Annotated in this window: 25 protein-coding genes; 13 read left to right on the top strand and 12 right to left on the bottom strand. The window is 69.5% G+C overall.

The features are described 5' to 3' along the window. Window positions 1-353 (top strand): response regulator transcription factor (locus V7053_RS10220; RefSeq protein WP_334172175.1); only part of this gene is annotated, 353 nt, incomplete at its 5' end. 156 nt (window positions 354-509) lie between these two features. Here the strand turns inward: V7053_RS10220 and V7053_RS10215 are convergent. The 3 genes from V7053_RS10215 to V7053_RS10205 all read right to left on the bottom strand — a co-directional run bounded on the left by V7053_RS10215 (window position 510) and on the right by V7053_RS10205 (window position 5,701). After that, window positions 510-935, bottom strand: a complete 426-nt coding sequence (locus tag V7053_RS10215) for an Hsp20/alpha crystallin family protein (RefSeq protein ID WP_334172174.1) — start codon at window positions 933-935, stop codon at window positions 510-512. Window positions 936-1,088: 153 nt separating this feature from the next. Then, complete coding sequence (gene ppc / locus V7053_RS10210) at window positions 1,089-3,941, bottom strand: phosphoenolpyruvate carboxylase (RefSeq protein ID WP_334172173.1); 2,853 nt, start codon at window positions 3,939-3,941, stop codon at window positions 1,089-1,091. A 209-nt stretch (window positions 3,942-4,150) separates the two neighbouring features. Next, a complete protein-coding gene (locus tag V7053_RS10205) occupies window positions 4,151-5,701 on the bottom strand; it encodes a cation:proton antiporter domain-containing protein (RefSeq protein WP_334172172.1) in 1,551 nt (516 codons plus the stop codon). Window positions 5,702-5,809: 108 nt separating this feature from the next. Between V7053_RS10205 and V7053_RS10200 the strand changes: the two genes are divergently transcribed. Then, window positions 5,810-6,757, top strand: a complete 948-nt coding sequence (locus V7053_RS10200; RefSeq protein WP_334172178.1) for a pseudouridine synthase — start codon at window positions 5,810-5,812, stop codon at window positions 6,755-6,757. A 96-nt stretch (window positions 6,758-6,853) separates the two neighbouring features. Then, window positions 6,854-7,360 (top strand): O-acetyl-ADP-ribose deacetylase, encoded by a 507-nt coding sequence (locus V7053_RS10195; RefSeq protein WP_334172171.1) that lies wholly within the window; start codon window positions 6,854-6,856, stop codon window positions 7,358-7,360. Window positions 7,361-7,381: 21 nt separating this feature from the next. Here V7053_RS10195 and V7053_RS10190 read toward each other — a convergent pair whose 3' ends face one another. Continuing rightward, window positions 7,382-9,835 (bottom strand): phosphoketolase family protein, encoded by a 2,454-nt coding sequence (locus V7053_RS10190; RefSeq protein WP_334172170.1) that lies wholly within the window; start codon window positions 9,833-9,835, stop codon window positions 7,382-7,384. Window positions 9,836-9,873: 38 nt separating this feature from the next. Beyond that, window positions 9,874-10,179 (bottom strand): hypothetical protein, encoded by a 306-nt coding sequence (locus V7053_RS10185; RefSeq protein WP_334172169.1) that lies wholly within the window; start codon window positions 10,177-10,179, stop codon window positions 9,874-9,876. A gap of 22 nt (window positions 10,180-10,201) precedes the next feature. On the opposite strand from V7053_RS10185, the gene V7053_RS10180 reads away from it, so the two are divergent. Both V7053_RS10180 and V7053_RS10175 read left to right on the top strand, forming a co-directional pair. Next, complete coding sequence (locus V7053_RS10180; RefSeq protein ID WP_334172168.1) at window positions 10,202-10,861, top strand: LysE family translocator; 660 nt, start codon at window positions 10,202-10,204, stop codon at window positions 10,859-10,861. Window positions 10,862-11,049: 188 nt separating this feature from the next. Next, window positions 11,050-11,880 (top strand): DUF1684 domain-containing protein, encoded by an 831-nt coding sequence (locus V7053_RS10175; RefSeq protein WP_334172167.1) that lies wholly within the window; start codon window positions 11,050-11,052, stop codon window positions 11,878-11,880. A 165-nt stretch (window positions 11,881-12,045) separates the two neighbouring features. Here the strand turns inward: V7053_RS10175 and V7053_RS10170 are convergent, their stop codons facing one another. Next, window positions 12,046-12,852: an SDR family NAD(P)-dependent oxidoreductase gene (locus V7053_RS10170; protein ID WP_334172166.1), complete on the bottom strand. Its 807-nt coding sequence runs from the start codon at window positions 12,850-12,852 to the stop codon at window positions 12,046-12,048. A 211-nt stretch (window positions 12,853-13,063) separates the two neighbouring features. Between V7053_RS10170 and V7053_RS10165 the strand changes: the two genes are divergently transcribed. The 4 genes from V7053_RS10165 (at window position 13,064) to V7053_RS10150 (ending at window position 18,326) form a co-directional block, all read left to right on the top strand. Next, the gene (locus V7053_RS10165) at window positions 13,064-14,263 is read left to right on the top strand and encodes a glycoside hydrolase family 76 protein (protein ID WP_334172165.1); all 1,200 of its coding nucleotides are present in this window, start codon (window positions 13,064-13,066) and stop codon (window positions 14,261-14,263) included. 185 nt (window positions 14,264-14,448) lie between these two features. Next, window positions 14,449-15,501, top strand: coding sequence for an iron ABC transporter substrate-binding protein (locus V7053_RS10160; RefSeq protein ID WP_334172164.1), 1,053 nt, complete (start codon window positions 14,449-14,451; stop codon window positions 15,499-15,501). A gap of 123 nt (window positions 15,502-15,624) precedes the next feature. Continuing rightward, on the top strand, window positions 15,625-17,136 hold the full coding sequence (locus tag V7053_RS10155; RefSeq protein ID WP_334172163.1) for an ABC transporter permease: 1,512 nt from the start codon (window positions 15,625-15,627) through the stop codon (window positions 17,134-17,136). Beyond that, entirely contained in the window at window positions 17,133-18,326 is a 1,194-nt protein-coding gene (locus tag V7053_RS10150) for an ABC transporter ATP-binding protein (RefSeq protein ID WP_334172162.1), read from the top strand. The genes V7053_RS10155 and V7053_RS10150 overlap by 4 nt, the downstream gene beginning before the upstream one ends. Before the next feature lie 47 nt (window positions 18,327-18,373). On the opposite strand, the gene V7053_RS10145 is transcribed toward V7053_RS10150, so the two are convergent. Further along, a complete protein-coding gene (locus V7053_RS10145) occupies window positions 18,374-18,607 on the bottom strand; it encodes a hypothetical protein (RefSeq protein WP_334172161.1) in 234 nt (77 codons plus the stop codon). A gap of 140 nt (window positions 18,608-18,747) precedes the next feature. On the opposite strand from V7053_RS10145, the gene V7053_RS10140 reads away from it, so the two are divergent. Beyond that, window positions 18,748-19,584 (top strand): MBL fold metallo-hydrolase, encoded by an 837-nt coding sequence (locus V7053_RS10140; RefSeq protein WP_443022603.1) that lies wholly within the window; start codon window positions 18,748-18,750, stop codon window positions 19,582-19,584. 34 nt (window positions 19,585-19,618) lie between these two features. Here V7053_RS10140 and V7053_RS10135 read toward each other — a convergent pair whose 3' ends face one another. Both V7053_RS10135 and V7053_RS10130 read right to left on the bottom strand, forming a co-directional pair. Beyond that, a complete protein-coding gene (locus V7053_RS10135) occupies window positions 19,619-19,903 on the bottom strand; it encodes an acylphosphatase (protein WP_334172160.1) in 285 nt (94 codons plus the stop codon). A gap of 4 nt (window positions 19,904-19,907) precedes the next feature. Beyond that, complete coding sequence (locus tag V7053_RS10130; RefSeq protein ID WP_334172159.1) at window positions 19,908-20,504, bottom strand: YdeI/OmpD-associated family protein; 597 nt, start codon at window positions 20,502-20,504, stop codon at window positions 19,908-19,910. A 98-nt stretch (window positions 20,505-20,602) separates the two neighbouring features. Here V7053_RS10130 and V7053_RS10125 point away from each other — a divergent pair, with 98 nt between their 5' ends. Both V7053_RS10125 and V7053_RS10120 read left to right on the top strand, forming a co-directional pair. Next, on the top strand, window positions 20,603-21,142 hold the full coding sequence (locus tag V7053_RS10125; protein WP_334172158.1) for an NUDIX hydrolase family protein: 540 nt from the start codon (window positions 20,603-20,605) through the stop codon (window positions 21,140-21,142). A gap of 141 nt (window positions 21,143-21,283) precedes the next feature. Continuing rightward, the gene (locus V7053_RS10120; protein ID WP_334172157.1) at window positions 21,284-22,504 is read left to right on the top strand and encodes a DUF6707 family protein; all 1,221 of its coding nucleotides are present in this window, start codon (window positions 21,284-21,286) and stop codon (window positions 22,502-22,504) included. A gap of 23 nt (window positions 22,505-22,527) precedes the next feature. Here the strand turns inward: V7053_RS10120 and mctP are convergent, their stop codons facing one another. The 3 genes from mctP to V7053_RS10105 all read right to left on the bottom strand — a co-directional run bounded on the left by mctP (window position 22,528) and on the right by V7053_RS10105 (window position 26,078). Further along, complete coding sequence (gene mctP / locus V7053_RS10115) at window positions 22,528-24,201, bottom strand: monocarboxylate uptake permease MctP (protein WP_334172156.1); 1,674 nt, start codon at window positions 24,199-24,201, stop codon at window positions 22,528-22,530. Next, entirely contained in the window at window positions 24,198-24,569 is a 372-nt protein-coding gene (locus tag V7053_RS10110) for a DUF3311 domain-containing protein (protein WP_334172155.1), read from the bottom strand. Before V7053_RS10110 ends, mctP begins: the two co-directional genes overlap by 4 nt. A 159-nt stretch (window positions 24,570-24,728) precedes the next feature. Further along, on the bottom strand, window positions 24,729-26,078 hold the full coding sequence (locus V7053_RS10105) for a serine hydrolase domain-containing protein (RefSeq protein WP_334172154.1): 1,350 nt from the start codon (window positions 26,076-26,078) through the stop codon (window positions 24,729-24,731). Window positions 26,079-26,222: 144 nt separating this feature from the next. On the opposite strand from V7053_RS10105, the gene V7053_RS10100 reads away from it, so the two are divergent. Continuing rightward, window positions 26,223-26,553 (top strand): tRNA-guanine transglycosylase (locus tag V7053_RS10100; RefSeq protein WP_443022602.1); only part of this gene is annotated, 331 nt, incomplete at its 3' end.

Below are 26,553 nucleotides of genomic sequence, written 5' to 3'. Positions count from 1 at the left end.
GGGCGAGCGGATACGTGCTCAAGGAGATCCGCGGCACCGAGCTCATCTCAGCGCTGAGGCGCGCAGCCGCAGGCCAGTCGCTGTTCAGTGAGGACGCGAAGGCGAAGGTTCTTGCCAAGCTCACCCCGGAGCAGAAGGTCGACCCGAGGCTGGCCCTGCTCAGCCCACAGGAGCGGCGCGTCGTCGAACTCATCGGCCGGGGCCTGACGAACCGCGAGATCGGAAGCGAACTGTTCCTCGCCGAAAAGACGGTCAAGAACTACGTCTCCTCTCTCCTCGCCAAGCTCGGCTTCGAGCGGCGGACGCAGGCCGCCCTGTTCATCGCGCGGAACCATCCGGCGGCGCGTCAGTGAACCGGCGGCACGTCAGTGAACCGACGGCACGTCAGTGAACCGGCGGCGGATCGGTGAGCAAGTGCGGCCAACAGCACGATGAAACGAGAGCCAAGTCCCCCAATAGACCTGGCTCCCGAATGGACGGGCTCCCGCTCCGGACCGGGCTCCCGGACGTCAGCCGCGCTTGACCTCGATCTTGTTCGAGATCCGCGCGGGCTTCTGCTCCGGGATCGGGACGCGGACCTCGAGCACCCCGTCGGTGTACGTCGCCGTGACGTCGTCGGCCGAGGCGCCCTCTGGAAGCGCGAGGGTGCGGGTGAACGAGCCGTAGCGGAATTCGGTGCGGTAGCCGCCCTTTTCCTTCTCCTCCTGCCGCTCCTCGCGATGGGCGTCAATACGGAGCTGCCCTTCCGAGATGCTGACGTCGACGTCCCGCTCAGGGTCGATCCCGGGGAGCTCGGCACGCACGACGAGCTTTCCGTCCTCGACCAGTTCCTCGACTTTGATCCCGGCCGAAGCGACGTCTTCGCCCTCGAACAGTCTCTGGAACAGCTCAAACGGCGATCGCCGGGAATCGAACCACCTGGTCAGATCTGACATGACGGCACAACCTCTCTTTCCCTCACTGTTGGAGCCGCCCTCTCGGGCACGGGCATGGGGCCCGCTGGACACTAGCTTGGGCGAGAGCTCGGGCGATGTTAAGAGCCCAAGTACCCTAGGAACGCGCTGCCCGACCTTCGGCCGGCCCCGCCGTCACCCCGTGTTGCGCAGCCCGGCGGCGACGCCGTTGATCGTGATGAGCAGCGCCCGCTGGAGCCGCTCGTCGATCTCCCGTTCACCGGGCTGGCCGTCGTCGGCCGCGCTCTCCCGGATGCGCCGCAGGAGCTCGACCTGAAGGTAGCTGATCGGGTCGAGGTACTGATCGCGGATCTCAAGGGTCCGCTTGAGCGTCGGCGCGGCCTCGAGGAGGTCGCGTTCGCCGGTCAGGCGCTCGACCTCGGCGACGGTGAGCTCGTATTCGTCCCGGATGTCCTCGAAGATGTGGTGCAGTTCCTTGGGCACGAGCGAAGAGACGTAGTGCGACGTGATCTCGAGATCGGTCTTGGCAAGCGTCATCTCCACGTTGGAGATGACGGACTGGAAGAACGGCCACCGCTCCTGGAGCTCGCGCAGCTCGGCGTCCTTCCCGGCCTCGCGCGCGGCGCGGAGCCCGGACCCGACGCCGAACCAGCCCGGGATGATCTGGCGCGATTGGGTCCACCCGAACACCCACGGGATCGCGCGGAGGCCGCCGAGGCCGGCGCCCGAGTCCGGACGCTTGGAGGGACGCGAGCCGATGTTGAGCTGCCCGAGCTGCTCGACCGGCGTCGAGGTCACGAAGTACGCCGGCAGGTCCGGATCGTCGATGAGCTTGCGATAGCGCGCAAAGGCGGCATCCGAGATGAGGTCCATGAGCTCGCCGTAGCGCTCGCGCTCGTCCACTGTCGTGCGCGGGGCGCGGTGCAGCGCGGAGGCGCGCATGACGGCGGCGAGGGAGAGTTCGAGGTTCTCCCTCGCGAGCTCGGGGAGCGAGTACTTGTCGCTGATGACCTCGCCCTGCTCCGTGAACTTGATCTCGCCCTCGAGGACACCGTTCGGCTGGGCCATGATCGCGTCATAGGTCGGGCCCCCGCCCCGGCCCACGGAGCCGCCGCGCCCATGGAACAGGCGGAGCCGGACGCCGTGCCGCGCCGCCACGTCCCGGAGCTTGCGCTGGGTCTTGTGGATCTCCCACTGGCTCGTCAGCACGCCGGACTCCTTGTTGGAATCGGAGTACCCGAGCATGACCTCCTGCACGTCACCGCGGAGCCGCACGATCTCGCGGTACGCGGGCTCGGAGAGGAGCTGGTCGATGATCTCGGCGGACGCACGGAGCTCGTCGACGGTCTCGAGCAGCGGTGCGAACCCGATGTGCGCGTACGGCGCCTCGCCGAACAGCCGCACGAGGCCAGCCTCGCGGGCGAGGAGTGCCGGCGCGAGGACGTCGTCGGCGCCGCGGGTCATCGACACGATGTAGGTCTCGATGACGTCGGGGCCGTAGACGCGCCGGGCTTGGCGGATGACCCGCATCGTCTCGTACACCCGGGCTGCGTGCCCCGGGAGCTCGACGGGGTGGCCCGACAGAGGACGGCGGCTGCCGAGCTCGAGCGCGAGGATGCGCCTGCGCTCGGCCCGCGGAAGCTCGAGATACGGCCGGGAGAGCTCGCCGAGCGGATCGAGGAGCAGGCCGACCGCCTCGTGGTGGTAGTCCGCGTGCTCGCGGATGTCGACCGTCGCGAGGTGCAGCCCGAACGAGGCGACGACGCGGCGCACGGTGGCCAGCGCGCCGTCGGCCGCCAGCTGGGCCGCATGCTCGCGCAAGGAGCGGTCGAGCACGGCAAGATCCTCGGCGAGCTGCGAAGTCGCGGCGTAGTCACGGCCGGGCTCGTGCGCGGTACCGGCGGAAATGCGCCGACCGGTGTTGAGGAGCTTCGCCTTGATGCACGTGAGTTTGAGGCGGTACGGCTCCTGGGCGTTGAGCTCGAGAACGCGCTTGTCCAGGCCCGGCAGCTTCGCGAGGTCGGCGTCGATCGATTCGAGCAGCTCGGGCTCGACGCCTGCGATCGCCGCGGAATTCGAAAGGATGCTGATGAGCTCGTCGACGAGCCGCACGGCGATCCGCACGGCCTGCTGGCTCTGGAGCGCGAGGATCTCGCGCGTCACGTCGGGCGTGACGTTCGGGTTGCCGTCGCGGTCTCCGCCGATCCACGAGCCGAACCGAAGAGGCGAGGACGTCGAGGGCAGGGTCACCCCGTGCTCGGCGAGGAGGCCCGAGAGCTCGTCGAGCACCTCGGGGAGGGGCCCGCCGAGGATCTGGCCGAGGTAGTAGACCGCGTTGCGAGCCTCGTCCACGGGCGTGGGGCGGACCTGTCTCAGTTCGTCCGTCTGCCACATCTGGTCGATGATCTCAGCGAGGTGGCGATCCTGACGGCGACGCAGCTCGGTCCCCTCGGTCGAGGGCACCGAGAGGATCTTCGAGACCGCGCGCAGCTTGTCGAGGACCGAGCGGCGCGAGGCCTCGGTCGGGTGGGCCGTGAAGACGGGGCGGACGTCGAGCGACGTCGCGACCTCCTGAAGCACCCCGGGCCCCGCCTGATCCGCGATGTCGCGCACGGCGGCCGCAAGCCACCCCGAGTTCTCGGGTCGCGTCCCGAGCTCGCGGACGCGGTGCAGCTGCTCCGCCGCGTTGGAGAGGTGGAAATAGAAGGCGAAGGCCCGCACGAGTTCGGTCGCCTCGTCGACGGGCAGGGAGGCGAGCAGCTCACGGACCTGGGCTGCGACGTCGGCCGCGTTCCACGGCCCGAGCGCGCCCGCCCCGCCGCGCGCCGCCTCCTTGGACTCCTTGGTCAGGAGCCGCACCTCCTCCACGAGGCGCAGCAGCTCCGGGCCATGCTGCCGGACGAGCGAAGCGCCGAGCAGCGTCGAGACGCGGCGGACGTCGGCGCGGAGCTCGGCCGCAGGGCCCGTGGCGGCCGGGCCTGCGGGCCCAGACGTCAGGTCAGGTTCAGTGGGGGAAAGCGGGGGCATGCGGGCACTCCACAGGGATCGGGGCTCGTACGCGACGCCGGATACTGTGAGCCGGGGGAACTTCCTCAGCGCCAGAGACTACAGCAGGCGGCGCCCGCACCGCGCCTGGCGTCCGCATGGTGGCCGCCGGACGCGGGCGGCCGGCCGGCGCTCGCCGCACGCCCGGCGCTCGCCGCACGCCCGGCGTCGTCCGTTCCCGCCCACCGGACTCAGCGATTCCTCCGCCGCTGGACCACGCGGGCGATCCACCCGCCGAGGGTGGACCGGCTCGCGACAGCGCTGGGAGGGCCTCCTTCCGACGACGAACCGCGAACGAACAAGCCCTCGGGGTCCGCCTCCTCGGGATCCACGAGGAGCAGGACCTCGTCCCCTGCGGCCAGGACGGTCGACGCGTGCACCTGAAGCGGTTGGCCCTGCCGGAGGACGAAGCTGACCCAGATGCCCTCCGCGAGGCCAAGGTCCTCGATGGCCTGGCCGTCCGCCGTCGCTCCGGGCGCCACACGGTAGCGCCGGAGGCCTGTGGGCGGCTCCCGGAACCGCAGGCCCAGTCCCCACGGGGTGGGCTCGACCTTCCTCATGGGCACCCCGCAGCGCGCGGCCACCCAGGGAACCAGCCCGCCCTGGACGAGCACCGAGAAGGCAACGACCACGAAGATCACGTCGTAGATCCGCGTCGTCCCCGGCAGGCCGGACCCGAACACGAAGGTTCCCAAGAGGATCGGCACGGCCCCCTTCAACCCAGACCACAGCACAAAGATCCGCTCCCCCCACCGGAGCCTCACGGGGAGGAGCACGAGCCCCACGAACAGCGGCCGGATCACGAGAGAGAGCAGGACGGCGAGACCGAGGCCGATCAGCCAGGCGTTCCCGTCGGCCAGGGTACGGAGGTCGACCGTCAGGCCCAGGACGACGAACACCACGATCTCGGCGATGCTCGCGAGGGACGAGTGGAAGCGCCTGATGTCCGCCTTGTACGGCGCACCCTCGTCGCCGATGATGATCCCCGCGATGAACACCGCCAGAAACCCGGAACCGTGGGCGACGGTGGCCACGCCGTAGAGCGCGAGGGCCCCGGCGAGAGTGCGCAGGGCGTAGAGGCCCTCGCTCGGTAGTTGGACGCGCCGCATGAAGGTCAGCAAGAGCATTCCGCCCACCATGCCGACGAGGGCTCCGACGCCCATTTGGAGGATGAAGCTGCCGATCACCCCTGGAGCGTCGATGCCGCCCGCGCCCCCAGCGGCCAGCAGGCTCACCATGAGGGCAATGCCGACCGGATCGTTTGCCCCTGATTCGCCCTCGAGGATCACGCCCGTGCGACCGATGACCTCGCGGCGCCCCAGAACCGAGAACACAACCGCGGGATCGGTGGGAGACAGGGCGGTGCCGAGCACGAGCGCCGTAGGCCAGTCGAGTCCGAACAGCGCGTGGGCGGCGAGTGCCAGCCCGGCAGCTGTGGCGAACGTCCCGATGATGCCGGTCAGCAGCACCGGCCACGCGGCAGACCGGAATCGCTCCCAGCCGATGTGCATCCCGCCGTCGAACAGCACCACCACCAACGCGACTGTCACGACGCGCTGCACAGCGGTGGTGGACAGCTCCCCGAGCTGGGGGAAGAGGTCGGACACCCCCGCCGCGCACACGAGGAAGATCACCGGCGCGGGAATCCGGAGCCATGCGCTGATTCGATTGGACAGGACCGCCGCCAGGGCCGCGAAGGCGACGACCAGGACGACGAGCCCGAACTGAGCGACGTCCTCCACTTCCTGATCTCCTTCTCCGATGCCGCACCCGGGACCCCTGTCCTGCGGATTCTACGACTGGCGCGATCCGCGCGATCCCTTCCGCGGCACGGCTACCCTTGAATGGTGATGCAATCACCCCTCCCCGTGCGCGACGGCGTCAATGCAACGCGCCTTCGCCTGCCCGCGGAGGGGCCGTGGGAGACGGCGCTCGACTACATGCTGCACCGGTGGGGGCACATCGACCCGGACGGGATCCTTCAGAGGTTCGACGACGGCGAGATCGTCGGGGCGGACGGCTCGCCCCTGCATCGGGCCACCCCGCTCGAGGAGCACACCTTCATCTGGTACTACCGCACCCTCCCGGCCGAGGAGCGGCTGCCCGTGGAGCTCTCGATCCTCCACCGGGACGAGCACGTCGTCGTGGTCGACAAGCCGCATTTCCTCCCCACGACGCCGGGCGGGACCTACATCCAGGAGTCGGCGCTCGTCCGCCTCCGCAACGAGCTCGGCCTCCCCGACCTCGTTCCCATGCACCGACTCGACCGGATGACGGCGGGGGTCCTCCTCTTCGCCGTCAACCCGGAGACGCGAGGGCGGTACCAGGTGCTGTTCGAGCGGCGGAAGGTCCAGAAGGAGTACGAGTGCGTCTCGCTGGCCCCGGCGGGCGACGACGAACGGTTCCTCGAGCAGTTCGCGGAACCCGTCACGGTCCGCAACCGGATGGTGAAGTCGCGGGACTATCTCCTTGCGAGCGTCGTCGACGGCGAGCCCAATGCCGAGACGCGCATCAGCCTGCTCCGCATGGACCGCACCCCGGCGAGCACGCGGGCACTGTTCCGCCTCGAGCCGCACACTGGCAAGACCCATCAGCTCCGCGTCCACATGGCAGGGCTCGGTGCGGGAATCATGCACGACCCGTTCTATCCCCTGCTGCTCGACAAGGCGCCGGACGACTTCACGCGCCCGCTCCAGCTCCTCGCCCGAACGATCCGCTTCCGCGATCCCCTCAGCGGGCGGGAGACCGAATTCCGCAGCCGGCTGGAGCTCCAGGAAGCGGCAAGAGAAGCCAATTGACATTTTCTGTCATTCGCAGCACGGAATGGTCACTAAATCCGGGGAGCCGGATCTGGGGGCATTGGCTCACTTCCACTTCTGGTCCACACTGGTCCCATGAGGATCGACATCGTCACCGGTGACATCACGACTCGTCGCGTCGACGCGATCGTGAACGCCGCCAACAGTTCCCTCCTCGGGGGCGGCGGCGTCGACGGCGCTATCCACCTCGCCGCTGGCCCGGAGCTCCTCGAGGCCTGTCAGGAACTGCGCCGCAAGGACTACCGCGAAGGGCTCCCCGTCGGCCACGCCGTCGCGACCCCCGCCTTCCGTCTGCCCGCACGCTGGGTAATCCACACCGTCGGGCCCAACTGGCACGCGGGCGAGCGCGACCCCGACCTCCTGCGCTCGGCGTTCTTCGAGAGCCTCACGCTGGCCGACAGCCTCGGCGCCGCCTCGGTGGCGTTCCCCGCGATTTCGGCCGGGATCTACGGATGGGACCCGCGCGTCGTCGCCCGCACGGCGGTCGACGCGGTTCGCGAGGCCGACACGCAGACCGTGGAACTCGTCGAATTCGTCCTCTTCAACGAGGACATGGCCGACGTCTTCGTCGCCGCGGCCTGACGAGCGGCGATCCGCCGGCGCTCACCGCGCGTCGTCCCCCGTGTCGCTGAAGGACGCGTTGGCCCCGGACCCGGCCGACGGATCCCACGACCACCCCGCCACGTCCGGGTGGTCCTCGCCGTGTTCGCGGGTGTACTGCCGGGCGCTGAGGCGCGCGTCCTGCATCTCCTGGCGGAGCGCGCCGTAGCGCCCGGTGAGCCCGGGCACGCGATCGATCACGTCCATGACCAGGCGGTACCGGTCCATGTCGTTGAGCATGACCATGTCGAACGGGGTCGTCGTCGTGCCTTCCTCCTTGTACCCGCGCACGTGGAGGTGGGGGTGCCCATGCCGGCGGTACGCGAGACGGTGGATGAGCCATGGGTAGCCGTGGTAGGCGAAGATGACCGGCTTGCCCGCCGTGAAGACGGCGTCGTATTCGCTGTCGGATAGCCCGTGCGGGTGCTCGCCTTCGCTTTGGAGGCGCATGAGGTCCACGACGTTGACCACGCGGACCTTGAGCTCGGGAATCGCCTTCCTCAGGATGGCGGCCGCGGCGAGGACCTCGAGCGTCGGCACGTCCCCGGCCGCGGCCAGGACGACGTCGGGCTCCTCGCCTTGGGTCTCCGTGCCCGCCCATTCGAGGATCCCCAGACCGCGCGTGCAGTGCGCGATCGCCTCGTCGATCGTGAGCCAGTTGAACTCCGGCTGCTTGCCGGCCACCACGACGTTGACGTAGTCGACCGAGCGGAGGCAGTGATCGTACGTCGACAGCAGGGTGTTGGCGTCGAAGGGCAGGTAGACGCGCACGACGTCGGCCTTCTTGTTGACCACGTGGTCGATGAACCCCGGGTCCTGATGCGAGTTCCCGTTGTGGTCCTGGCGCCACACATGGGAGCTGAGCAGGTAATTGAGCGAGGACACGGGACGGCGCCACGGGATCCGCTTCGCGGATTCGAGCCATTTCGCGTGCTGGTTGAACATCGAGTCGACGATGTGGATGAACGCCTCGTAGGAGGTGAAGACGCCGTGCCGCCCCGTGAGGAGATAGCCCTCGAGCCATCCCTCGCACTGGTGCTCGCTCAGCATCTCCATGACCCGTCCCGCCCGGGCCAAGTGGTTGTCCGCGTCGATGGGAAGGTATTCGCCGTCCCACTGCTTGTCGGTGACCTCGAAGACGTCCTGGAGCCGGTTAGAGGCCGTCTCGTCGGGGCCGAAGAGCCGGAACGTGTCCGGGTTCAGGCGGATCACATCCCGCAGCCATCGGCCCAGGACCTCGGTCGCCTGGCTCGTCGATCCGCCCGGGGCAGGGACGTCCACCGCGTAGTCGCGGAAGTCGGGCAGGCTCAGCTCCTGCCGGAGCAGGCCGCCGTTCGCGACCGGATTCGCGCTCATCCGGCGCTCCCCGACCGGTGCGAGCTCCGTCGCTGCCGGGACGGGGGCGCCGTCGTCGTCGAACAGCTCCTCGGGCCGGTACGAGCGGAGCCAGTCTTCGAGGAGCCGAAGGTGCTCCTCCGAGTCGCGGGCCTGTGTGAGCGGGACCTGATGCGCGCGCCAGTTCCCCTCGGCGGGGTGCCCGTCGATCACCTTCGGGCAGGTCCAGCCCTTGGGCGACCGGAAGATGACCATGGGCCACGCAGGCCTCTCGGAAAGCCTTCCCGCCGCTGCGTCGGCCTTGAGGGCTGCGACGTGGTCGAGCGCCTCGTCGAGCACGGCCGCGAACCTCGCATGGGCCTCGAGATGGTCCTCGCCGTCGTACCCGACGGTGACCTGGTACGGGGTGTGGCCGTAGCCGCGCATGAGCGCGAGGAGTTCTCTCTCGGGGATCCGGGCGAGGACCGTCGGATTGGCGATCTTGAACCCATTGAGGTGGAGGATCGGCAGGACCACGCCATCCTTGGCCGGATTCAGGAACTTGTTGGAGTGCCAGGCGGTTGCGAGGGGACCGGTCTCGGCCTCGCCGTCGCCCACCACGCACGCGACGAGGAGATGGGGATTGTCGAACGCCGCCCCGTAGGCGTGGGAGAGCGAGTAGCCCAGCTCGCCGCCCTCGTGAATCGACCCCGGGGTCTCGGGAGCCGCGTGCGAGGGAATCCCGCCCGGGAAGGAGAACTGCCGGAAGAGGCGCCGCAGGCCTTCCTCGCTCCGGTCCACGTCGTGCCACAGTTCGCTGTACGTGCCGTCGAGGTACGCGTTCGCGACCATCGCGGGGCCTCCGTGCCCGGGGCCCGCGATGAAGATCGTGTCCAGGCCACGGTCCCCGATCGCGCGGTTCAGGTGCGCGTAGAGGAAGTTCAGTCCCGGCGAGGTGCCCCAGTGGCCGAGGATGCGCGGCTTGACGTCCTCCCTGGCGAGCGGACGACGCAGCAGCGGGTTGTCGAGGAGGTAGATCTGCCCGAGCGTGAGGTAGTTCGCCGCCCGCCACCAGCGGTCCAATGATCCGAGCGTGTTCGCGCCGACAGTCGATCCGAGAGGTGCAGGCATGGAGGCAGCCATGGGATTCCTTCCGTAGCTCGTGCCTGCAGGATACGGCCCTAGGCCGGCACCCACTTCCCCCGCCGCTGCCGCAGGACCCGCAGCCGCCCCGTCGTCGCGACTTCGTCCACCGCCTCGTGCATCGCGAGAGCCGACGCCCACGCGGCGGCCGCTTCGTCGTCGTCGGACGCTGCCTCGACGAGGAAGCGGAGCGTGATCTGGGGGACGCCGCGCACGACGTCGAGCTGCGTCGCCTCGACCAGGTGCCGGGACCCGAGGGCCTCCTCCGCCGCCTCCATGACCCTCTCGGGAGGGTGGCCCGGGCGAAGCCCGGTGATCTGGAGGACGGCGCGGTAGCTCGGCATGCCGCCAACGTATCCTGAGTCGGTGACCCTCCAGAATTCCTTGCTGGGTTTCGCCGCGCTCGCTGCGCTCATCACGGTGATTCCCGGTACCGATACCGCTCTCGTCCTCCGCTACACCCTGAGCCAGGGCCGCCGCCACGCATACATCGCGGCGCTGGGCATGATCTCGGGGGCCTTCGTGTGGGGCGTCGCCGCGGCCACCGGCGTCTCGGCGCTCCTGACCGTCTCGACCGTCGCCTACGACGCCCTTCGGCTGGCCGGCGCCGTCTACATGGTCTGGCTTGCGTTCGGCCTGTGGCGCGCCTCGTTCAGGAGGCCGGGCACGGCGGACGACGGCGGCGGGACACCCCTTGCGGCGGCCCGCCTGGGCAACGAGCCGCTGGGGCGGACCTGGGCCAAGGGCCTCGTCTCGAACCTCCTCAACCCGAAGTACGGGATGTTCTGCATCGCGGTCATCCCCCAGTTCCTCGTGCCGGGCGTCCCCGCCGTGTGGATGGGGCTCATGCTCACCGTGGTCAGCAACATCGAGGCCGTGATGTGGTTCGTCGCAATAGTCGGCGCGGCCCACTTCTTCCGGAAGTGGCTCGAAGGGCCCAAGTTCCGGACGTGGATCGACCGCATCACCGGGACCGTCCTCGGCGCCTTCGGGGTCGCGGCGGTGCTCGAGACTCGAGTGGCCTGACCGCTCGCCGGCTCCCGGCCGCCTGGCAGTCCCCCGGCGACGCGGCCGTCTCCCAGCTACACGGCCGTCTCCCAGCGCCATAACCGTCCTGCATGCGGGACGGTTATGCCGTTCAGGGACGGTGATACTCCACAGGTCGGCCGCGCACGGCCCTTGCAGGGACGCGCGGGTGGGGTCAAGGTGGGTTCATGACGGACACTCTTGAGGGTTCCACCAACGAAGCTGAACAACTCGCCCGCTGGCAGCGCTTTCGCGAGAACCGCAACAACGCGCTCGCCGAAGAGCACGGCTGGCTCACGCTCACGTCCCTCCAATGGCTCACGCCCGAGCCGTCGCCGGTCGAGCTCGTCCCGGGCCTCTGGTCCACCTCCGAATCGGTCGGCCTCGAGACGGCGGTGCTGACGGCGCATGCGGACGAGGGCCTCGTCTTCGACGAGGAGGGCGACCCCGTGGACGGGACATTCAGCGCCCACTTGTCCAACGAGGAGTCCCTGAACTGGGTGCGCTACGGGACGATCGTCGTCGAACTCGCCATGCGCGGCGGCCGCTACGCGATCCGCACGCGGGACTCCCAGTCGCCCACGCGGACCGAGTTCCGCGGCGTCCCGGTCTTCGACTACGACCCCGCCTGGGTGATCGAAGCCAGCTGGGAACCGTACCCCGAGCCGCGCGAGGTGCCGATCTCGACCGCCAACCCCCTCGTCGACGGCGTCCACCGCTCCGCTGGCGAGGTCGTGTTCCACCGCAACGGGCGTGAGTACCGGCTCCAGGCTGAGCAGGGCAGGCTCGGCGATCTCACGATCACGTTCCACGACGAGACCAACGGCCGCACGACCGAGGACTGGCGCAAAGTCACCACCGCGCGCCCGCGTCCGGACGGCACGGTGACCCTCGACTTCAACCGCACGATCAACTACCCGAGCGCGTTCACCCCCTATGGAACGTGCCCGATGCCTGTGAGGGACAACTCCCTCGACCTCGCCGTCGAGGCCGGCGAGAAGATGCTCGACGACGAGTGACGGCCAGTGACGGCGCCCAGCGGCCCCCGGTCCCGATAGGTCACGGCGCGCGCCGGGTCCCGTCACCTTCGCAGGGCGCGGCCGCAGAAGCTTGCGCCGTCACCTTCGCAGGGTGCGCACCCTGCGAAGGTGACGGGGCAACGAGAGGGGCGCCGGGCCGGGACCCTATTTCGGCGCCATCCGGATCGCGCCGTCGAGCCTGATCGTCTCGCCGTTGAGCATCGCGTTGTCCACGATGTGCGCCACGAGGTTCGCGTACTCCCCCGGCCGGCCGAGCCGCGCGGGGTGCGGCACCTGCTGGCCAAGCGATGCCTGCGCCTCCTCCGAGAGACCCGCCATCATGGGAGTCTCGAAGATCCCGGGGGCGATCGTCACGACGCGGATGAGCGAGCGTGCGAGCTCCCGCGCGATGGGCAGGGTCATCGCGTGCACCGCGCCCTTCGAGGCCGAGTACGCTGGCTGGCCGATCTGCCCCTCGAACGCGGCCACCGACGCCGTATTCACGATCACCCCGCGCTCCGGGCCGCCGAGCTCCGTGGTCACCGGCTCCGCCTGCACCATCGCCGCCGCGGCGAGGCGCAGCACGTTGAACGTCCCGAACAGGTTGACTCGCACCACCCGCTCGAACTGCTCGAGCGGCAGCACCCCGTCCCGTCCCAGGACCCTGCCCGGCGTCGCGATCCCGGCGCAGTTCACGACGATCCTGAGCGGACCGGGCCCGGAGGCGTCGGACACGGCGAGGTCGACGGCGGCGGCCACCTGAGCCTCGTCCGTCACGTCGGCGGCGGCGAAGAGCACGGGCGGTCCGCCCCTGCGCGAGGCGGTCAGCTCCTCGGCGAACTCCGCGCCGCGGCTCCCCGGAAGGTCGACGACGACGACGCCGGCCCCGCCGTCGTGCAGGCGCCGCGCGGTGGCAGCGCCGAGACCTGAGGCGCCGCCCGTGACGAGTGCTGTGGCACCAGCGAGATCCATGGATCCTCCCGATTCCGAGGGCAAGTCGAGCCCGAGCTGGCTTCAGTTAATGATCGCTAACCGAGCCCATCCTAACGGTCTAGGGGGGCGCCGTCACCCATTGCGCATCTGCTTGCCTCAACCGCATCTCCGTGTGGAATATGCACCGGAGATGCCGCTCAGGGCAGCACAGGTGCCCGCGCGCGGCCCGCAGTCTGGCTAACGTGGTGGGGTGAGCACTCCCGAGACCGCCGCCGCGCGCGCGGACGCTGCCGCCGAGAGCGTCACCGGATCGTTCGGGCACGAGACCCTCGGCATCCGCGCCACGTGGCTGGCCTGGATCCAGGATCCACACCGGCGCCCTCAGCTCCCTTGGAGCGAGTGGCACTACTGGTGGCAGGCACACCTCCTCGACTGCCTTGTCGACGCCGCGGAGAGGGAAGCCGCCGGGTCCGGGGACGGGGCGAGCGCGCAACCGTGGCTCACCCTGGCCCAGAGGCACCTGCGCGGCATCCGAGTGCGCAACTTCGGCCGCTTCCCCAACATGTTCTTCGACGACATGGCGTGGCTCGCGCTTGCCTCCCAGCGCGCGGAAGGCCTCGCGCGGAGGCTGACCGGCCAAGGCCTTCCTCCTGCAGCCACGGCCCTCCGAGGACTGGGGAAGCGGCTCGAGGCAGCCCACACGGACGACCTCGGAGGAGGGATGTTCTGGAACACCCGCCGCCAGTACAAGAACACCGCGACGACGGGTCCGGCTGCCCTGTTCTTCGCCCGCGCAGGCGATCGCGTGCGGGCCCAGTCCCTCGTCGACTGGCTCTACGAGACGCTCTTCGACCCCGAGCAGGGCCTCTTCCTCGACGGCATCCACGTTCCCCGAAAGGGCGAAGAACCGAGCGTGACGCGGGACATCTGGGCGTACAACCAGGGGACGGTCCTGGGTGCACTGCTCGAACTCGGTGACCACGGCCCGGCCAACCTGGGCCATGCCGGGGCGCTCGTCGCGGCCGTCGATCGCGAGCTCACCGTCGTGGTCGCGGGAGCGACGGGGACGACGACGCGCGGCCGCCCCCTGAAAGCGCACGGGGGCGGGGACGGCGGTCTCTTCATGGGCATCCTCGCGCGCTATCTCGCCCTCGCCGCCGTCGACCCCCGGCTCCCCGAGTCGACGCGTGCCATCGCCGGCCGGCTCGTCAGCGACACGGCCGAGGCGCTCTGGCGCGGCCGCGAGGAGCGGCACAGCAAGGATCTGGGACGCGCGCCGGGCTCCGCCGCCGCGAACGGGCCCCGCCTCGTCTTCCCCGCCCACCCGGGCGACCTCGCGTCGTCGTCGTATCCCCACGGTCCGGGCCAGCGGACGGCGGTGGAGCTGTGCACCCAAGTGCAAGCCTGGACGCTGCTCGAGGCCGCCCACAGGGTCGCACGCGGTAATTAGGGCACGCCAAAATTGCGTAATTGATGTGATTTGCATCACAATTAGGCCAGATTCGGGCGAAGGTTAGGTGTGGCTAACCTACAGTCGTTCTCGGAGGCACCGCCTCCACCCTCGACGTCGAAGCCTCACCGCGCCCTTCGGGCTGGCCCTCGCGTGCCGGCCCCCAAGCTACGAAAGGACCTTCTGTGAAGATCCGTTCCCAGGCCCTCGCGGGCATCGCGATCGCCGCGGCTGCTGCGCTCGGCCTCTCGGCGTGCGGCAGCGCACCCGGCTCATCCTCCGGTTCGGCGGGGGCCACCGGCGGCCCGACCGACACCATCACGGTCTACAACGCGCAGCATCAGGAACTCACGCAGGCGTGGGTCGACGCGTTCACGAAGCAGACGGGCATCAAGGTCAACCTGCGCAACGGCGACGACACGGAGATGGGCCAACAGCTCATCCAGGAGGGGAAGAACTCCCCGGCGGACGTCTTCCTCACCGAGAACTCGCCAGCCATGAGCGCTGTCGAGAACGCGGGCCTGCTCGGGGACCCGGGCTCGCAGGCGATCGCGAACGTGCCGCAGGCCTACCGGCCGTCCACCGGGAAGTGGGTCGGCATCGCCGCCCGCTCGACCGTCCTCGCCTACAACAAGACGAAGGTCAAGGCGAGCGATCTCCCGAAGTCCATCATGGATCTGGCCGACGCATCGTGGAAGGGCCGCTGGGGCGCGGCCCCCTCGGGCGCCGACTTCCAGGCCATCGTCTCCGCGATGCTCCAGCTCAAGGGTGAAGGCGCCACGCTCGACTGGCTCAAGGCCATGAAGAGCAACGCGAAGACCTACCAGGGGAACACGACCGCGATGAAGGCGGTCAACTCGGGCGAGATCGACGCGGCTGTCATCTACCACTACTACTGGTTCGGGGATCAGGCGAAGACCGGCGAGAACTCGAACAACGTCGGCCTGTACTACTTCAAGAACCAGGACCCGGGAGCCTTCGTCTCGGTCTCGGGCGGTGGCGTGCTCGCCTCGAGCAAGCACCAGACGGCGGCGCAGAAGTTCCTCGCGTTTGTCACGGGCGCAGACGGGCAGAAGATTCTCCAGACGGGCTCGTCGTTCGAGTACCCAGTCGGCTCGGGAGTGGCCGCGAACCCCAAGCTCACCCCGCTCCAAGAGCTGCAGGCGCCGGCCACCGACCCCGCGAAGCTCAACTCCCAGCAGGTCACCGACCTCATGACCCAGGCAGGACTGCTCTAGGCCTTGTTGCAGACCACAGCCACGCCGGAACACCGGTCACCCTCGGCGGACGGAGGCACGAGCCTCCGCCCGCTGGGGGCTTTCCGCGCCCGGCTCCGCTCCGCGGCGCGCCGCATCAGCTCGATGCCTTGGACCGTCTTGGTCCTCGGCGTCCTCATCGGCGCCCTCTCGCTCGTGCCCCTCGGCTTCGTCGTCGCGATGACGATCGCGACAGGCTGGGACACCGCGATCGCGCTCATCGTGCGGCCACGCGTCCTTGAACTGCTGGGCAACACGATCTGGCTCGTGGTCATCACCGTGCCGCTGTGCCTCGTGATCGGTATCGGCGGCGCGTGGCTCGTCGAGCGCACGAGGCTCCGCGCTCATCGCATCTGGGCCGTGCTGCTCGCAGCACCGCTCGCCATCCCCGCCTTCGTGAATGCCTACGCGTGGGTCTCCGTCGTCCCCTCGATGGCGGGGCTCGGCTGGGGCGTCTTCATCGCGACGCTCTCGTATTACCCCTTGGTCTACATCCCGGCCGCGGCAACACTCGCTCGCCTCGACCCGGCGCTCGAGCAGTCCGCCGCCTCCCTCGGCCTCGGTCCGTGGAAGGTCTTCTTCCGGGTCGTCCTCCCGCAGATGCGCCTCGCCGTCACCGGGGGCGCGCTCCTCGTCGGCCTCCACCTCCTTTCCGAATACGGCGCCTTCGCGATGATGCGCTTCGACACGTTCACGACGGCGATCATGGAGCAGTACCGCTCGACCTTCAACGGCTCCGCGGGCAACATGCTCGCGAGCGTCCTCGTGGCCCTGTGTCTCGTCATGCTCGTCATCGAGGCCCGCGCCCGCGGCACCGCGCGGTACGCGAAGCTCGGCTCGGGCGCCCAGGCCGCCCCGACCCGCGCGCGTCTCGGCACCTGGGAACTGCCCGCCCAGCTGGGGCTCCTCGGGGTCGCCGTCGTCGCCCTCGGCGTCCCCCTCGCCGTGATCGGCCGCTGGCTTGTCGACGGCGGTGCCCAGATCTGGGAGACCGCCGACCTCGCGTCGGCCCTCGGCCAGAGCCTCTGGCTTGGCCTCCTCGGCGCGCTCGCGACCACGGCCGCGGCGTTCCCTCTCTCCTGGCTCGCGGTGAGGTACCCGGGATGGCTCAGCAAGTCGCTCGAGCTCGCCAACTACGTGACGAGCTCGATGCCCGGGATCGTTCTGGCCCTCGCGTTCGTGACCGTCGCGCTCCGTGCCATCCCGGACATCTACCAGAGCACGCTCCTCTTGGTCGTCGCGTACGTCCTGCTCTTCCTCCCGCGTGCGCTCGTGAGCCTCCGCGCCGGGCTCGCCCAGGCGCCGAAGGAGCTCGAGGAGGCCGCGAGGGCCCTCGGACGCCGCCCGGCCATGGCGTTCTTCCGCGTGACCCTCCGCCTCGCCGCGCCAGCGGCTGCGGGCGGCGCGGCGCTCGTCTTCCTGGCCGTCCTCAACGAGCTCACGGCAACCCTCCTGCTCGCCCCGACGGGCACGTCCACGCTCGCGACGCAGTTCTGGAACCTCTCGAGCGGAATCGACTACACGGGCGCGGCCCCGTACGCGCTGCTCATGATCCTGCTCTCCGCACCCATGACCTACCTGTTGTTCCAGCAGTCGAAGAAGGCGGCCGGCCAGTGACCGAACAGAGCCCCACCCCCACCTCGGCCTCGCGCCTTCCCGAGCCTCGGGTCGCCCGGTCCATCGCGGACAGCGCCGACCACCACCTCGAGATCGACGAGGTCACCAAGACGTTCGGGCGGCAGCAGGTCCTCAAGGGCATCAACCTGCACGTCGCCCGGGGAGGCACGACGGCGATCGTTGGCCCGTCGGGGTCGGGCAAGACGACGCTCCTGCGCCTCATAGCAGGCTTCGAAGAGCCCGACACGGGCCAGATCAGGCTCGACGGGCGCGTCGTCGCGGGCGACGCGTGGGTGCCCGCCCATCGGCGCAACATCGGCTACGTGGCCCAGGACGGCGCCCTGTTCCCCCATTTGACCGTGGGCCAGAACATCGCGTTCGGGCTCGATCGGGCGCACGGCGGCTCCCGCAAGGCCATCGCGGCCCGGGTCGAGGAGCTCCTCGACATGGTGGCCCTCGACGGCTCCTACGCGAAGCGCCGACCCCACGAGCTCTCGGGCGGCCAACAGCAGCGCATCGCCCTCGCCCGGGCCATGGCCCGGAAGCCAGAGGTCATGCTCCTCGACGAGCCGTTCTCCGCGCTCGACGCCGGCCTGCGGGTCGCTACCCGGCGGGCCGTCTCGAAGGTGCTCGCGAAGGCCGGGGTGACCACGATCCTCGTCACACACGACCAGGCCGAGGCGCTCAGCTTCGCCGACCAGGTGGCGGTCATGCGCGGTGGGAAGCTCGCCCAGATCGGCAACCCGTTCGTGGTGTATACGCGGCCCGCGGACCGAGCGACGGCCGAATTCCTCGGGGACGCCGTGATCCTCGACGCGTGGCTCGAAGGCAGTCTCGCGATGTGCTCACTGGGCCCCGTTCCCGTCCGGCACCCCACCGCGCAGGGTCACGTGCAGATCATGCTCCGGCCCGAGCAGATCCGGATTGCGTCGGAATCCCCCATCCACGGGACGGTGCTCGACTGGGACTATTTCGGCCCCGAGTCCTCGGTGCGGATCAAGCTCGCGGACCGGCCGTCGGATCAGCCGATCGACCCTCGGATCCCCGGGGGCGGCGAAGTGATCACGATCCGGCACTGGAACGCTGCGATGGCACGCAAAGGCATGGACCTCGCGCTCAGAGTCATCGGCGAGGGCGTCGCGTTTCCGCTCGGGGAGCCGTCGGCCGGGCTCAGCTCGCTCGCCGAATGAGTCCGGCCCGCCCGCGGCAGGGAGCGCAGTTGGCGCCGCCGAGGGTCCTAGCCGCCCCACACATCGCCGGCGAGGAGCCGCGCAGCCTCCGCGCGGGCCTGCTCGTCGGCCAACCCCGCCTTCCGCAGATCCGACACGAGGTGCTCCCACTGCCGCAGCGAGGAGAGCTCACGCCGGTCGGGCCGGATGACTCTGAGGCGGCCCCGCTCGGACCCGGCGCGGGGAGACTTCCGTTCGGGGCGGGTGCCGGATGCGCTGGCCCCCTGTGCTCTGGAATGCATGATTGCTGCTGTCCCGTCAATAGCGACGCATGGCACGCCGTCGTGCCGGTCCCATTGCTCGAGATGTCCATCAATCATTACCCAGAATTCGGCTCCTGAGAACTGGGAGGCGTTCTTTTCTCGCTCGCTAGGCTGGGCGTGTGATTGAACCGCAGCCCTCGCGTTGGGTCCAGAGTTCCGAACTCACCCGTTATCGTCTCGCGCCGAATCCCGGGCCGATGAGCCTCGAGGGGACGAATTCGTACGTCATCTCGGAGGGTTTCTCCGCTGGGGCCATGCCGGACGTCCACGGGCCGACGGCGGGCGCCGACGCGCCGGCCGTCGTCGTCGTCGACCCCGGCCCGCTCGATGCGGCCCACCTCGGCGAACTCGCCGCTGCCGGGCGCGTGGAACTCGTGCTCATCACGCACCACCACGCGGATCACACGGAGGGCGCGGAGGAATTCCATCGGATCACGGGGGCACCGGTTCGGGCGCTCGACGCGTCGCTGTGCTTCGCGGCGCCGCCGCTCGCGGACGGCGAGGTCATCGAGGCCGCTGGGGTCCGGATCGAGGTGCTCGCAACCCCGGGCCACACCGCCGATTCGGTCTCGCTGCTCCTCCCCGACGACGGCGACCAGGGGTCCGTCCTGACGGGCGACACCATCCTGGGCCGCGGCACGACCGTCATCGCCTACCCGGACGGCAGGCTCGGCGACTACCTCGAGTCGCTCCGGCGCCTCGAAAGCCTCGGGTCGAAGACCGTGCTCCCCGCGCACGGGCCCGTCCTGCCGGACCTTGGGGAGGTCGTCCGGGCCTACGCCGCACACCGCGAGGAGCGGCTCGCGCAAATCCGCGCGGCGCTCGAGCGTCTCGGCGCGGAGGCCCCCGTCGCCGCGGTCACGGATCTCGTGTATGCCGACGTCGACGCCTCGGTCCGGCGCGCCGCCGAGACCTCCGTCGCGGCCCAGCTGGACTATCTACGCGGCTGGGCGTGACGCCGCCCACGGCGACTCCTGCTGGCCGCCGTGCTCACCACACCGAGAAGCGGCGGAATTCCCCCGTCGCGGGCCCGATCGAGGCCTCGACCCCCTCGACGCGTCCCGGCGTCTCGCCCGACTGCAGCCACTTGAGGAACGCCTCGACGTCGTCGAGATTCCCCTCGGCCACGATCTCGACGGTGCCGTCCAGATTGTTGCCGGCACTGCCCACGAGGCCCAGCCTGTCGGCCTCGCCCCGGGTCCAGTAGCGGAACCCGACCCCTTGGACCATGCCCTTGACCGTCGCGTGCAGCCGCGCTTCGGGTACGTGTGACATGCGATCAGTCTAGTTTTCGGCGCTTCTGCGGGTAGATCGTCTCGCCCCGGGCCAGCATGTCCACGAAGTCCGCGATCTTCCTGGCCCTCGTCTCGGGCTTCTTCACGGCTCCCGTCCGATAGATCAGCGCGTAGCGGTTGACGGCGGTGAGCTGTTCGAACAGCGCCTGAGCCGCCGGGTTCGCCGCAATGGCCGCCGCCAGATCGTCTGGGACTTCGGCCGAGGCCTGGCCCGCGTATGCCTGTTCCCAGCGCCCGTCCGCCTTCGCGGCATTGACGACGGCGCGGCCCGCCTCGGTCATGAGGCCCGCCTTCTCGAGCCGCCCGACGTTGGCCACATTGAGCTTCGACCACTTGCTCTTCGGCCCCCTCGGCGTGAAACGCGTGACGTAGCTGCCCTCGTCGCGCCGGCCGATCTGGCCGTCGACCCAACCGAAGCACAGGGCGTGGTCGAGGGCATCACCGTAGGTCAGCTCGGTCACGGAGCCGCCCTTCTTGTGCTGCACGAGCCACACGCCGGGGCTCGTGGCGTGGTTCTGCTCGAGCCAGGCCCGCCATGCGGCAGCGTCGGGGAGGAGCAGCTCGGGCAACTCAGCGGCCATGGTGCAAGGGTAGCGGGGCCCGCGGGGACTCGCTCCCGCCCACGTTGACCCCGCCGCCATCGGGGACATCGTGGACCGGATGCTGTAGAAACTTACCTATGGCAGTGCGCACACCCGACCCCTACCCTGGCTGGCTCTCCCCTGAGGATCTCTACGAGGCCAGGAACCGGCTGCCGATGCTCTACGTCGAGGCCGTCCCGGTGCGCCTCGATCCCCTGGGCTACGTCAACGAGGTCGGCCTGCTCCTCCAGGCGGACGACGAGGGCAACATGATGCGCACTCTCGTCTCGGGCCGCGTGCTGTACAAGGAGACCATCCGAGCTGCCCTCCTCCGGCACCTCGAGAAGGATCTCGGGCCCCTCGCCCTCCCGCAGCTTCCGGTGAGCCCGGTCCCGTTCACCGTCGTCGAGTACTTTCCTTCGCCGTCGCAGACCGGTTTCACGGACGAGCGGCAGCATGCGGTCGCCCTCGCCTACGTCATCCCGGTCGCGGGCGAGTGCCAGCCGCGCCAGGACGCCCTCGAACTGACGTGGATGTCCCCCGCGGATGTGCTGAGCGGGCCCGTGCAGGCCGAGTTCATGGGCGGCCGCGGCGAGCTCGTGCGCCAGGCCCTCGCCTTCGCGGGCGTCGCCGCCTGAACCTGCCCGGCGGCCGAACCGTGCCCGGCGTCGCGGGCAGAACCTTCAACGGGCCGTCCGGCCGTGGCGCGCCTCGGAGAGACCGTTACCGGACCTTTATAGACTGGGCCGCGGACCGACAGCGACTTGGAGGACTCCGCCATGCAGTACCGCCCAGATTCTGAGCCCAGCGGGTCGACCCCCCACGCGCTCGAGCAGTTCCGATCGATCGACGCCTCCGAGCTGCGCCCTGGGCACCGGCTCGTGCTCCCGGACGGTACGAGCACGGCCGAGATCATCGAGATCGACACGGTCCTCGACGACTACGGCAACCCGGCCCTCTACTTCGCGGTCCTCGACAACCACCTGAACCTCCGCGTGGCGCACGGCACCTCCGCCCGGATCGCGGCAACGCGCCCGGGGCGGCCGGCCGACCTCCTGTTCTCCGGTCCCGCGGCGGCGCCGCAGCCCGAGGGCCTGCGCCGAGACAGCGCCGACGAGGGCGCGGCCGCAGGGGCCACCCTCGCAGAGGCCGACGGCCCCGTGGACCCGGCCTACGCCGCCGTCTGGGGCCGGGGGGCGGACGACGACGATCCGCTCACCGAGGGTGACCGCAGACCCGCCGAGGGTTGGCTGGCCGCCACCGAGCCGGATGCCCAGGAGCCTGCCGAGCCCGAACGCCCCGGGACGACGATCACGCTCGACACGGGCGACGTCGTCGTCGTTCCCGGCAAGGCCCGCGCCTCAAGCGGCGGCCCGACCGCCGCCCAGCTCCGGCTCATTCCGCAACTCGCGGGGCATCCCGAGGACCTCATTCGGCACATTGACGCGGTGCACCCTGGGCGACACGCAGTCCGTGAGCTGTGCGAACGCCTCGCAAAGGGAATCAACACGAAGTCGGGGGCCTGCCTCCAGGACCTTCGCGAGCTCGCGTTCGAACTGTACGTGGGCCAGAACGACCCCGAGAATGCCCAGAAGGTGGCCGACCTGCTCGCGGTCGTCCCCTTCGACGGAAACCCCGGCCGCTGGGCGTCTGTCGAATCGGGCCTCGCCCTCGCCGCCCACCTGGCGCGCGAGCGCGGCGAGGACGACCGCTCGGCCGCGTACTCGGAGCTGCTCCGGGCCCCCGAGACCGCGGAGGCCGACCCGTTCCGGGCTCAGATGGCCGCTCGGGTCCGGCAGAGGACGCTCAACGAGCCGGACCTGTACGACAAGGAGGTCGCGCGTGCGGCCGAGACGGGCGACGAGGCCGAGGAGCGCAGCTGGCGCATCCTGCGGCTCGACGCCCTCCTCCACCTCCGCGCCCACGGCGGCTCGGAAGCGTTCGACCGCGCCGAGCTCGATCGCCGGATCCAGATCGAGCTCGACGCCGTCAAGCGCTGACGGGGCTGCGTCAGCCGGGAGCCTCACGCCACGGGCGAGGGGCCTCCCGGCTCCACGAACCCGATCTCCTTCTCGATCTCGGCCACCTTGGGGTCGGTCTCGTCGGCTCCGTAGTCGGACGGCCTCGTCATGTCCGCGCCCTGCGGGACCTTGAACGCGCGGAACACGAGCGTGAGGACGATCGCCACGGCCAGGTTCAGCACGAACGCCGAGATCGCGATGTACACGCTGACATTCGTCCCGGGGATGTTGGCCAGTGATCCGCCGAAGTGGGCGTGGGTCGTCGGGTTCAGGACGTCGTACGCCGTCCAGGTGCCGAAGACGATGCCCGTGGCCCAGCCGATGAGCAGCGCCCAGCGGTCGAACCATCGCGTGTACAGGCCCGCGACGACTGCTGGGAACGTCTGCAGGATCCAGACGCCGCCGAGGAGCTGGAAGTTGATGGCTGTGGTCTGGTCCAGGGTGAGGACGAACACGAGCGCGCCGACCTTGACGAGGAGCGAGACGATCTTCGAGACGTTCGCCTCCGTCTTGGGGTTCACGTCAGGCCGGAAGAAGTCCCGGTAGATGTTGCGCGTGAACATGTTCGCCGCCGCGATCGACATGATGGCCGCCGGCACGAGCGCCCCGATCGCGATCGCGGCGAGCGCGATGCCCGCAAACCAGGACGGGAAGGCGTCGAGGAACAGCTGCGGAATCACGAGCTGGGGGTTCGCCGTGCCGTTCAGGTCAATGGGCTTGGTCCCGGCCTTGATCGCCACGAAACCGAGGAGCGCGAGGAACCCCAGCATGAGCGAGTACAGGGGCAGGATCGCGGCGTTGCGGCGAATCGTGTTGCGGCCCTTCGATGCGAGGACACCCGTGACCGAGTGCGGGTACATGAACAACGCCATCGCGGAACCGAGGGCGAGCGTCCAGTACGCCGAGTAGTTCGTGGGACTCGGGATGAACACGCCGACGGGCTTGCCCGTGGCTGCACTCGTCGCCGTGAGCTTGGACTGGGCCGCACTGAAGATCGTGTCCCATCCGCCCAGCTTGATCGGCAGGTAGATGACGGCGACGATAATCGCGAGATAGATCAGGATGTCCTTCACGAACGCGATCATCGCGGGCGCCCGCAGGCCGGAGGTGTACGTGTAGGCCGCCAGCACGACGAACGCGATGATGAGCGGAAGGTCCGTCAGCAGCGCGTTCTGCGAGCTGCCGAGACCCAGCACAGTCAGGACAGCCTTGATGCCGACGAGCTGCAGCGCGATGTACGGCATGGTCGCGACGATGCCCGTGAGTGCGACGGCGAGCGAGAGCCACCGGCTCCCGTAGCGACCGCCGACGAAGTCCGCCGCCGTGACATAGCCATGGCGGTGCGAGACCGACCACAGGCGGCTCATGATGATGAAGATGATCGGGTACAGCACGACCGTGTACGGAACCGCGAAGAAGCCGCTCACCGCGCCGGTGGCGTACATGGCCGCGGGAACCGCGACGAACGTGTAGGCGGTATAGAGGTCGCCGCCGAGCAGGAACCACGTGATCCAGGTTCCGAAGCCGCGGCCGCCGAGTCCCCATTCGTCGAGGCTGTGGAGGCCGGTTACCTCTGAGCTCCGCCGCCAGCGCGCGGCCATGAAGCCCATGACCGCGACGATCACGAAGAGCACGATGACGATGATCAGCGCAACCCAGTTGATCGGACGGGTCATGCCCGCTCACCCCCCTCGAAGCCGGCCGCTGCCGCCCGAGCCTCCCGGCGCCGTCGTCTGTCCTCAGTGGTGACGAGCCAGTAGGCGAAGCTGCTCAGTATGGCGGAGAGGGGGACCCACAGCAGCTGGTACCAGTAGAAGAACGGCATTCCGCCGAGACGCGGGGCGTCGGACGAATACAGCTGCGGCAGGAGCGGGATCACGATCGCGGCAGCCAGCAGGATCCCCGCGATGACGTACGGGAGCGGTCGAGCAGGCCCTCGTGTCGGAGTATCCCTGGTCGGCGGTTCGCCGCGCCGGCCCCCGTTTGCTCCGGGGACGGCTGGGATGGGGCGCTGGTCGGGCGCCGGATTTTCTTGACCGGACATCAGGACCTCCTTGTCAGCCCGTCCGGCTGTCTTCCCTGGTGCTCAGGAAATCAGCTGGGCGGAGGCGCATATGTCTGTCCCCCGCCGTCTTTGTACCGCAGTTTGACGTGGCCGGGAAGAGGCCGCGCCGCATCCGGGCCAGAGTGCCCCTCCGAGGAATCAGCCGAGCGAGCTGAGCGATCCTTCGAGCTGCCTGAACAGGATCGCGGGACCGTTCGGGTTGGGCAGCTGGGTGTTGATGAGGATGGCCACGGTCATGCCGGTGCTCGGCTGATACATGGTGAGCGACTCATAGCCGAGACCGGTACCGGTGTGGCCCCACCAGCCGTCGAGCTCGCCGGCTGCGAGGCCATAGGCGTCGTATTCGGGGCTCTGGGGATCGTCTGAGGCGGGATTCGATATCGCGGTGAGGCGCTGCTGCTGGAGGGACGCGGGCAAGAGCTGGCCCGAGCCGAGCGCAGTTCCCCAGCGCAGGAGGTCGCCGATGTTGCCGAAGAGGCCACCCGAAGCCCCATAGAGCGAGGGGCTCACCTGGGCGAGGCTCTCGAGATTCGAGTCGCTGTCGATCTCGTAGGGGGTCGCGACGGGCGGCGCAGGCTCGTCGGAGCCCGAGTAGGCGACGGAGCTGAGGCCGAGGGGGGTCAGGAGCCTCGACTGGACTTCCTGATTCCACGGGTTCCCAGTGACGGCCTGGATGACCTTGCCGAGCAGCACGAAGTTCGTGTTGCTGTACTCGTACTGGCTCCCGGGCGCGAAGTCGAGGGGCTGGGCGAACGCGTAGCCGAGCAGCTGATCGTCGGTGAAGGGTGCGGTGTAGTCGGTGTTGAGCTGGTCCGAGAAGCCCTGCGTTCCGGAGAACTCCGGGAGCCCGGTCCGCATCTCGAGGGCCATGCGGACGGTGATCGAGCTCCCGGCGTCCGATCCGTCGTACTGCGCAGAGGCCACGTCCGGGACGTAGCGGGATACGGGGTCGTCGAGGCCGAGCTTGCCCTCGGAGACGAGCTGGAGGACTACCGTGCCGACGAAGCTCTTCGTGATGCTCCGGAAGGCCGAACGGGTGTCGGTGGACCACGCGACTCCGTCCGCGGCATTGCCCTGGGTCGTGACATAGCGCGTGCTGCCGCCGGAGGATGAGGAGCCTCCCGTCGAAACCGCAACGGCGATGCCGGCCGCACCTTGATCTGAGAGGAACTGCGAGACGACGGCCGAGATCTGAGAGGGCATCTGCTGCCACGCAGGCTGATCCGACGGGCCAGCCGAAGCTGTCGCTGAACCGGTCACTGCCTTCGGATGCGCCGGGCTCTCCGCGGAGGCAGGCGGCTCCGGAAGCAGATTGGGCGCGTGGCCGCGCACTGCGCTCGCGCTCGTGATCCCGGCCGTTCCCACAGCGATCAGGAGCACGGTGCCCGCCGCCCCGACGACAAGCCGACGTCGCCGTACCCGAGCCGTTCGGCCAAGGACGCCCTCGAACGGAAGCCGTGCGCGCCGCGCGCCGCCATCGTGCTTCATCCAGTCCTCCTGCCCCGCCCGGTTCCAGCCTCCGCCGAGCGTGCCAACTGCACGAGATTAGGAGAAAACTCTGTGCGGGTACTGTGGGAACGCCCAGCAAGCGCCCAGCCATCGCACCTACGGGGCGTGCGGCAGACTGGTGGGGTGCCGAATTCCCATTCTCGCCAGTCCGAGTTCTCCTTCCGCGTCGACACCCCCTTGAGGGCGGTCGACGGCGCCCGCACCTTGGGCAGGACTGGCACCATCTCGACTCCGCATGGGGAGATCAGGACTCCCGCGTTCATCGCGGTCGGCACGAAGGCGACCGTGAAGGCTGTGCTCCCTGAGTCGGTGCGGGATTTGGGGGCCCAGGCCGTTCTTGCGAACGCCTACCACCTGTACCTTCAGCCGGGTCCGGAGATTCTCGACGAGGCCGGGGGCCTCGGGAAGTTCATGAACTGGCACGGGCCGACGTTCACGGATTCGGGCGGCTTCC

This window comes from Sinomonas sp. (genome assembly GCF_036848755.1).
Taxonomy (GTDB): domain Bacteria; phylum Actinomycetota; class Actinomycetes; order Actinomycetales; family Micrococcaceae; genus Sinomonas.
Note: the sequence above shows the minus strand (reverse complement) of the source record. Positions and strands in the feature narration are given on the sequence as shown.

Excerpts from the sequence above, each read along its gene's own strand:
- V7053_RS10155 (WP_334172163.1), top strand. The coding sequence starts at position 15,625 with ATGCCTTGGACCGTCTTGGTCCTCGGCGTCCTCATCGGCGCCCTCTCG.
- V7053_RS10125 (WP_334172158.1), top strand. The coding sequence starts at position 20,603 with ATGGCAGTGCGCACACCCGACCCCTACCCTGGCTGGCTCTCCCCTGAG.
- V7053_RS10135 (WP_334172160.1), bottom strand. The coding sequence starts at position 19,903 with ATGTCACACGTACCCGAAGCGCGGCTGCACGCGACGGTCAAGGGCATG.
- V7053_RS10195 (WP_334172171.1), top strand. The coding sequence starts at position 6,854 with ATGAGGATCGACATCGTCACCGGTGACATCACGACTCGTCGCGTCGAC.
- V7053_RS10200 (WP_334172178.1), top strand. The coding sequence starts at position 5,810 with ATGCAATCACCCCTCCCCGTGCGCGACGGCGTCAATGCAACGCGCCTT.
- V7053_RS10185 (WP_334172169.1), bottom strand. The coding sequence starts at position 10,179 with ATGCCGAGCTACCGCGCCGTCCTCCAGATCACCGGGCTTCGCCCGGGC.
- V7053_RS10170 (WP_334172166.1), bottom strand. The coding sequence starts at position 12,852 with ATGGATCTCGCTGGTGCCACAGCACTCGTCACGGGCGGCGCCTCAGGT.
- V7053_RS10105 (WP_334172154.1), bottom strand. The coding sequence starts at position 26,078 with ATGAAGCACGATGGCGGCGCGCGGCGCGCACGGCTTCCGTTCGAGGGC.
- V7053_RS10110 (WP_334172155.1), bottom strand. The coding sequence starts at position 24,569 with ATGTCCGGTCAAGAAAATCCGGCGCCCGACCAGCGCCCCATCCCAGCC.
- ppc (WP_334172173.1), bottom strand. The coding sequence starts at position 3,941 with ATGCCCCCGCTTTCCCCCACTGAACCTGACCTGACGTCTGGGCCCGCA.
- V7053_RS10175 (WP_334172167.1), top strand. The coding sequence starts at position 11,050 with ATGACGGACACTCTTGAGGGTTCCACCAACGAAGCTGAACAACTCGCC.
- V7053_RS10215 (WP_334172174.1), bottom strand. The coding sequence starts at position 935 with ATGTCAGATCTGACCAGGTGGTTCGATTCCCGGCGATCGCCGTTTGAG.
- V7053_RS10145 (WP_334172161.1), bottom strand. The coding sequence starts at position 18,607 with ATGCATTCCAGAGCACAGGGGGCCAGCGCATCCGGCACCCGCCCCGAA.
- mctP (WP_334172156.1), bottom strand. The coding sequence starts at position 24,201 with ATGACCCGTCCGATCAACTGGGTTGCGCTGATCATCGTCATCGTGCTC.
- V7053_RS10130 (WP_334172159.1), bottom strand. The coding sequence starts at position 20,504 with ATGGCCGCTGAGTTGCCCGAGCTGCTCCTCCCCGACGCTGCCGCATGG.
- V7053_RS10190 (WP_334172170.1), bottom strand. The coding sequence starts at position 9,835 with ATGGCTGCCTCCATGCCTGCACCTCTCGGATCGACTGTCGGCGCGAAC.
- V7053_RS10120 (WP_334172157.1), top strand. The coding sequence starts at position 21,284 with ATGCAGTACCGCCCAGATTCTGAGCCCAGCGGGTCGACCCCCCACGCG.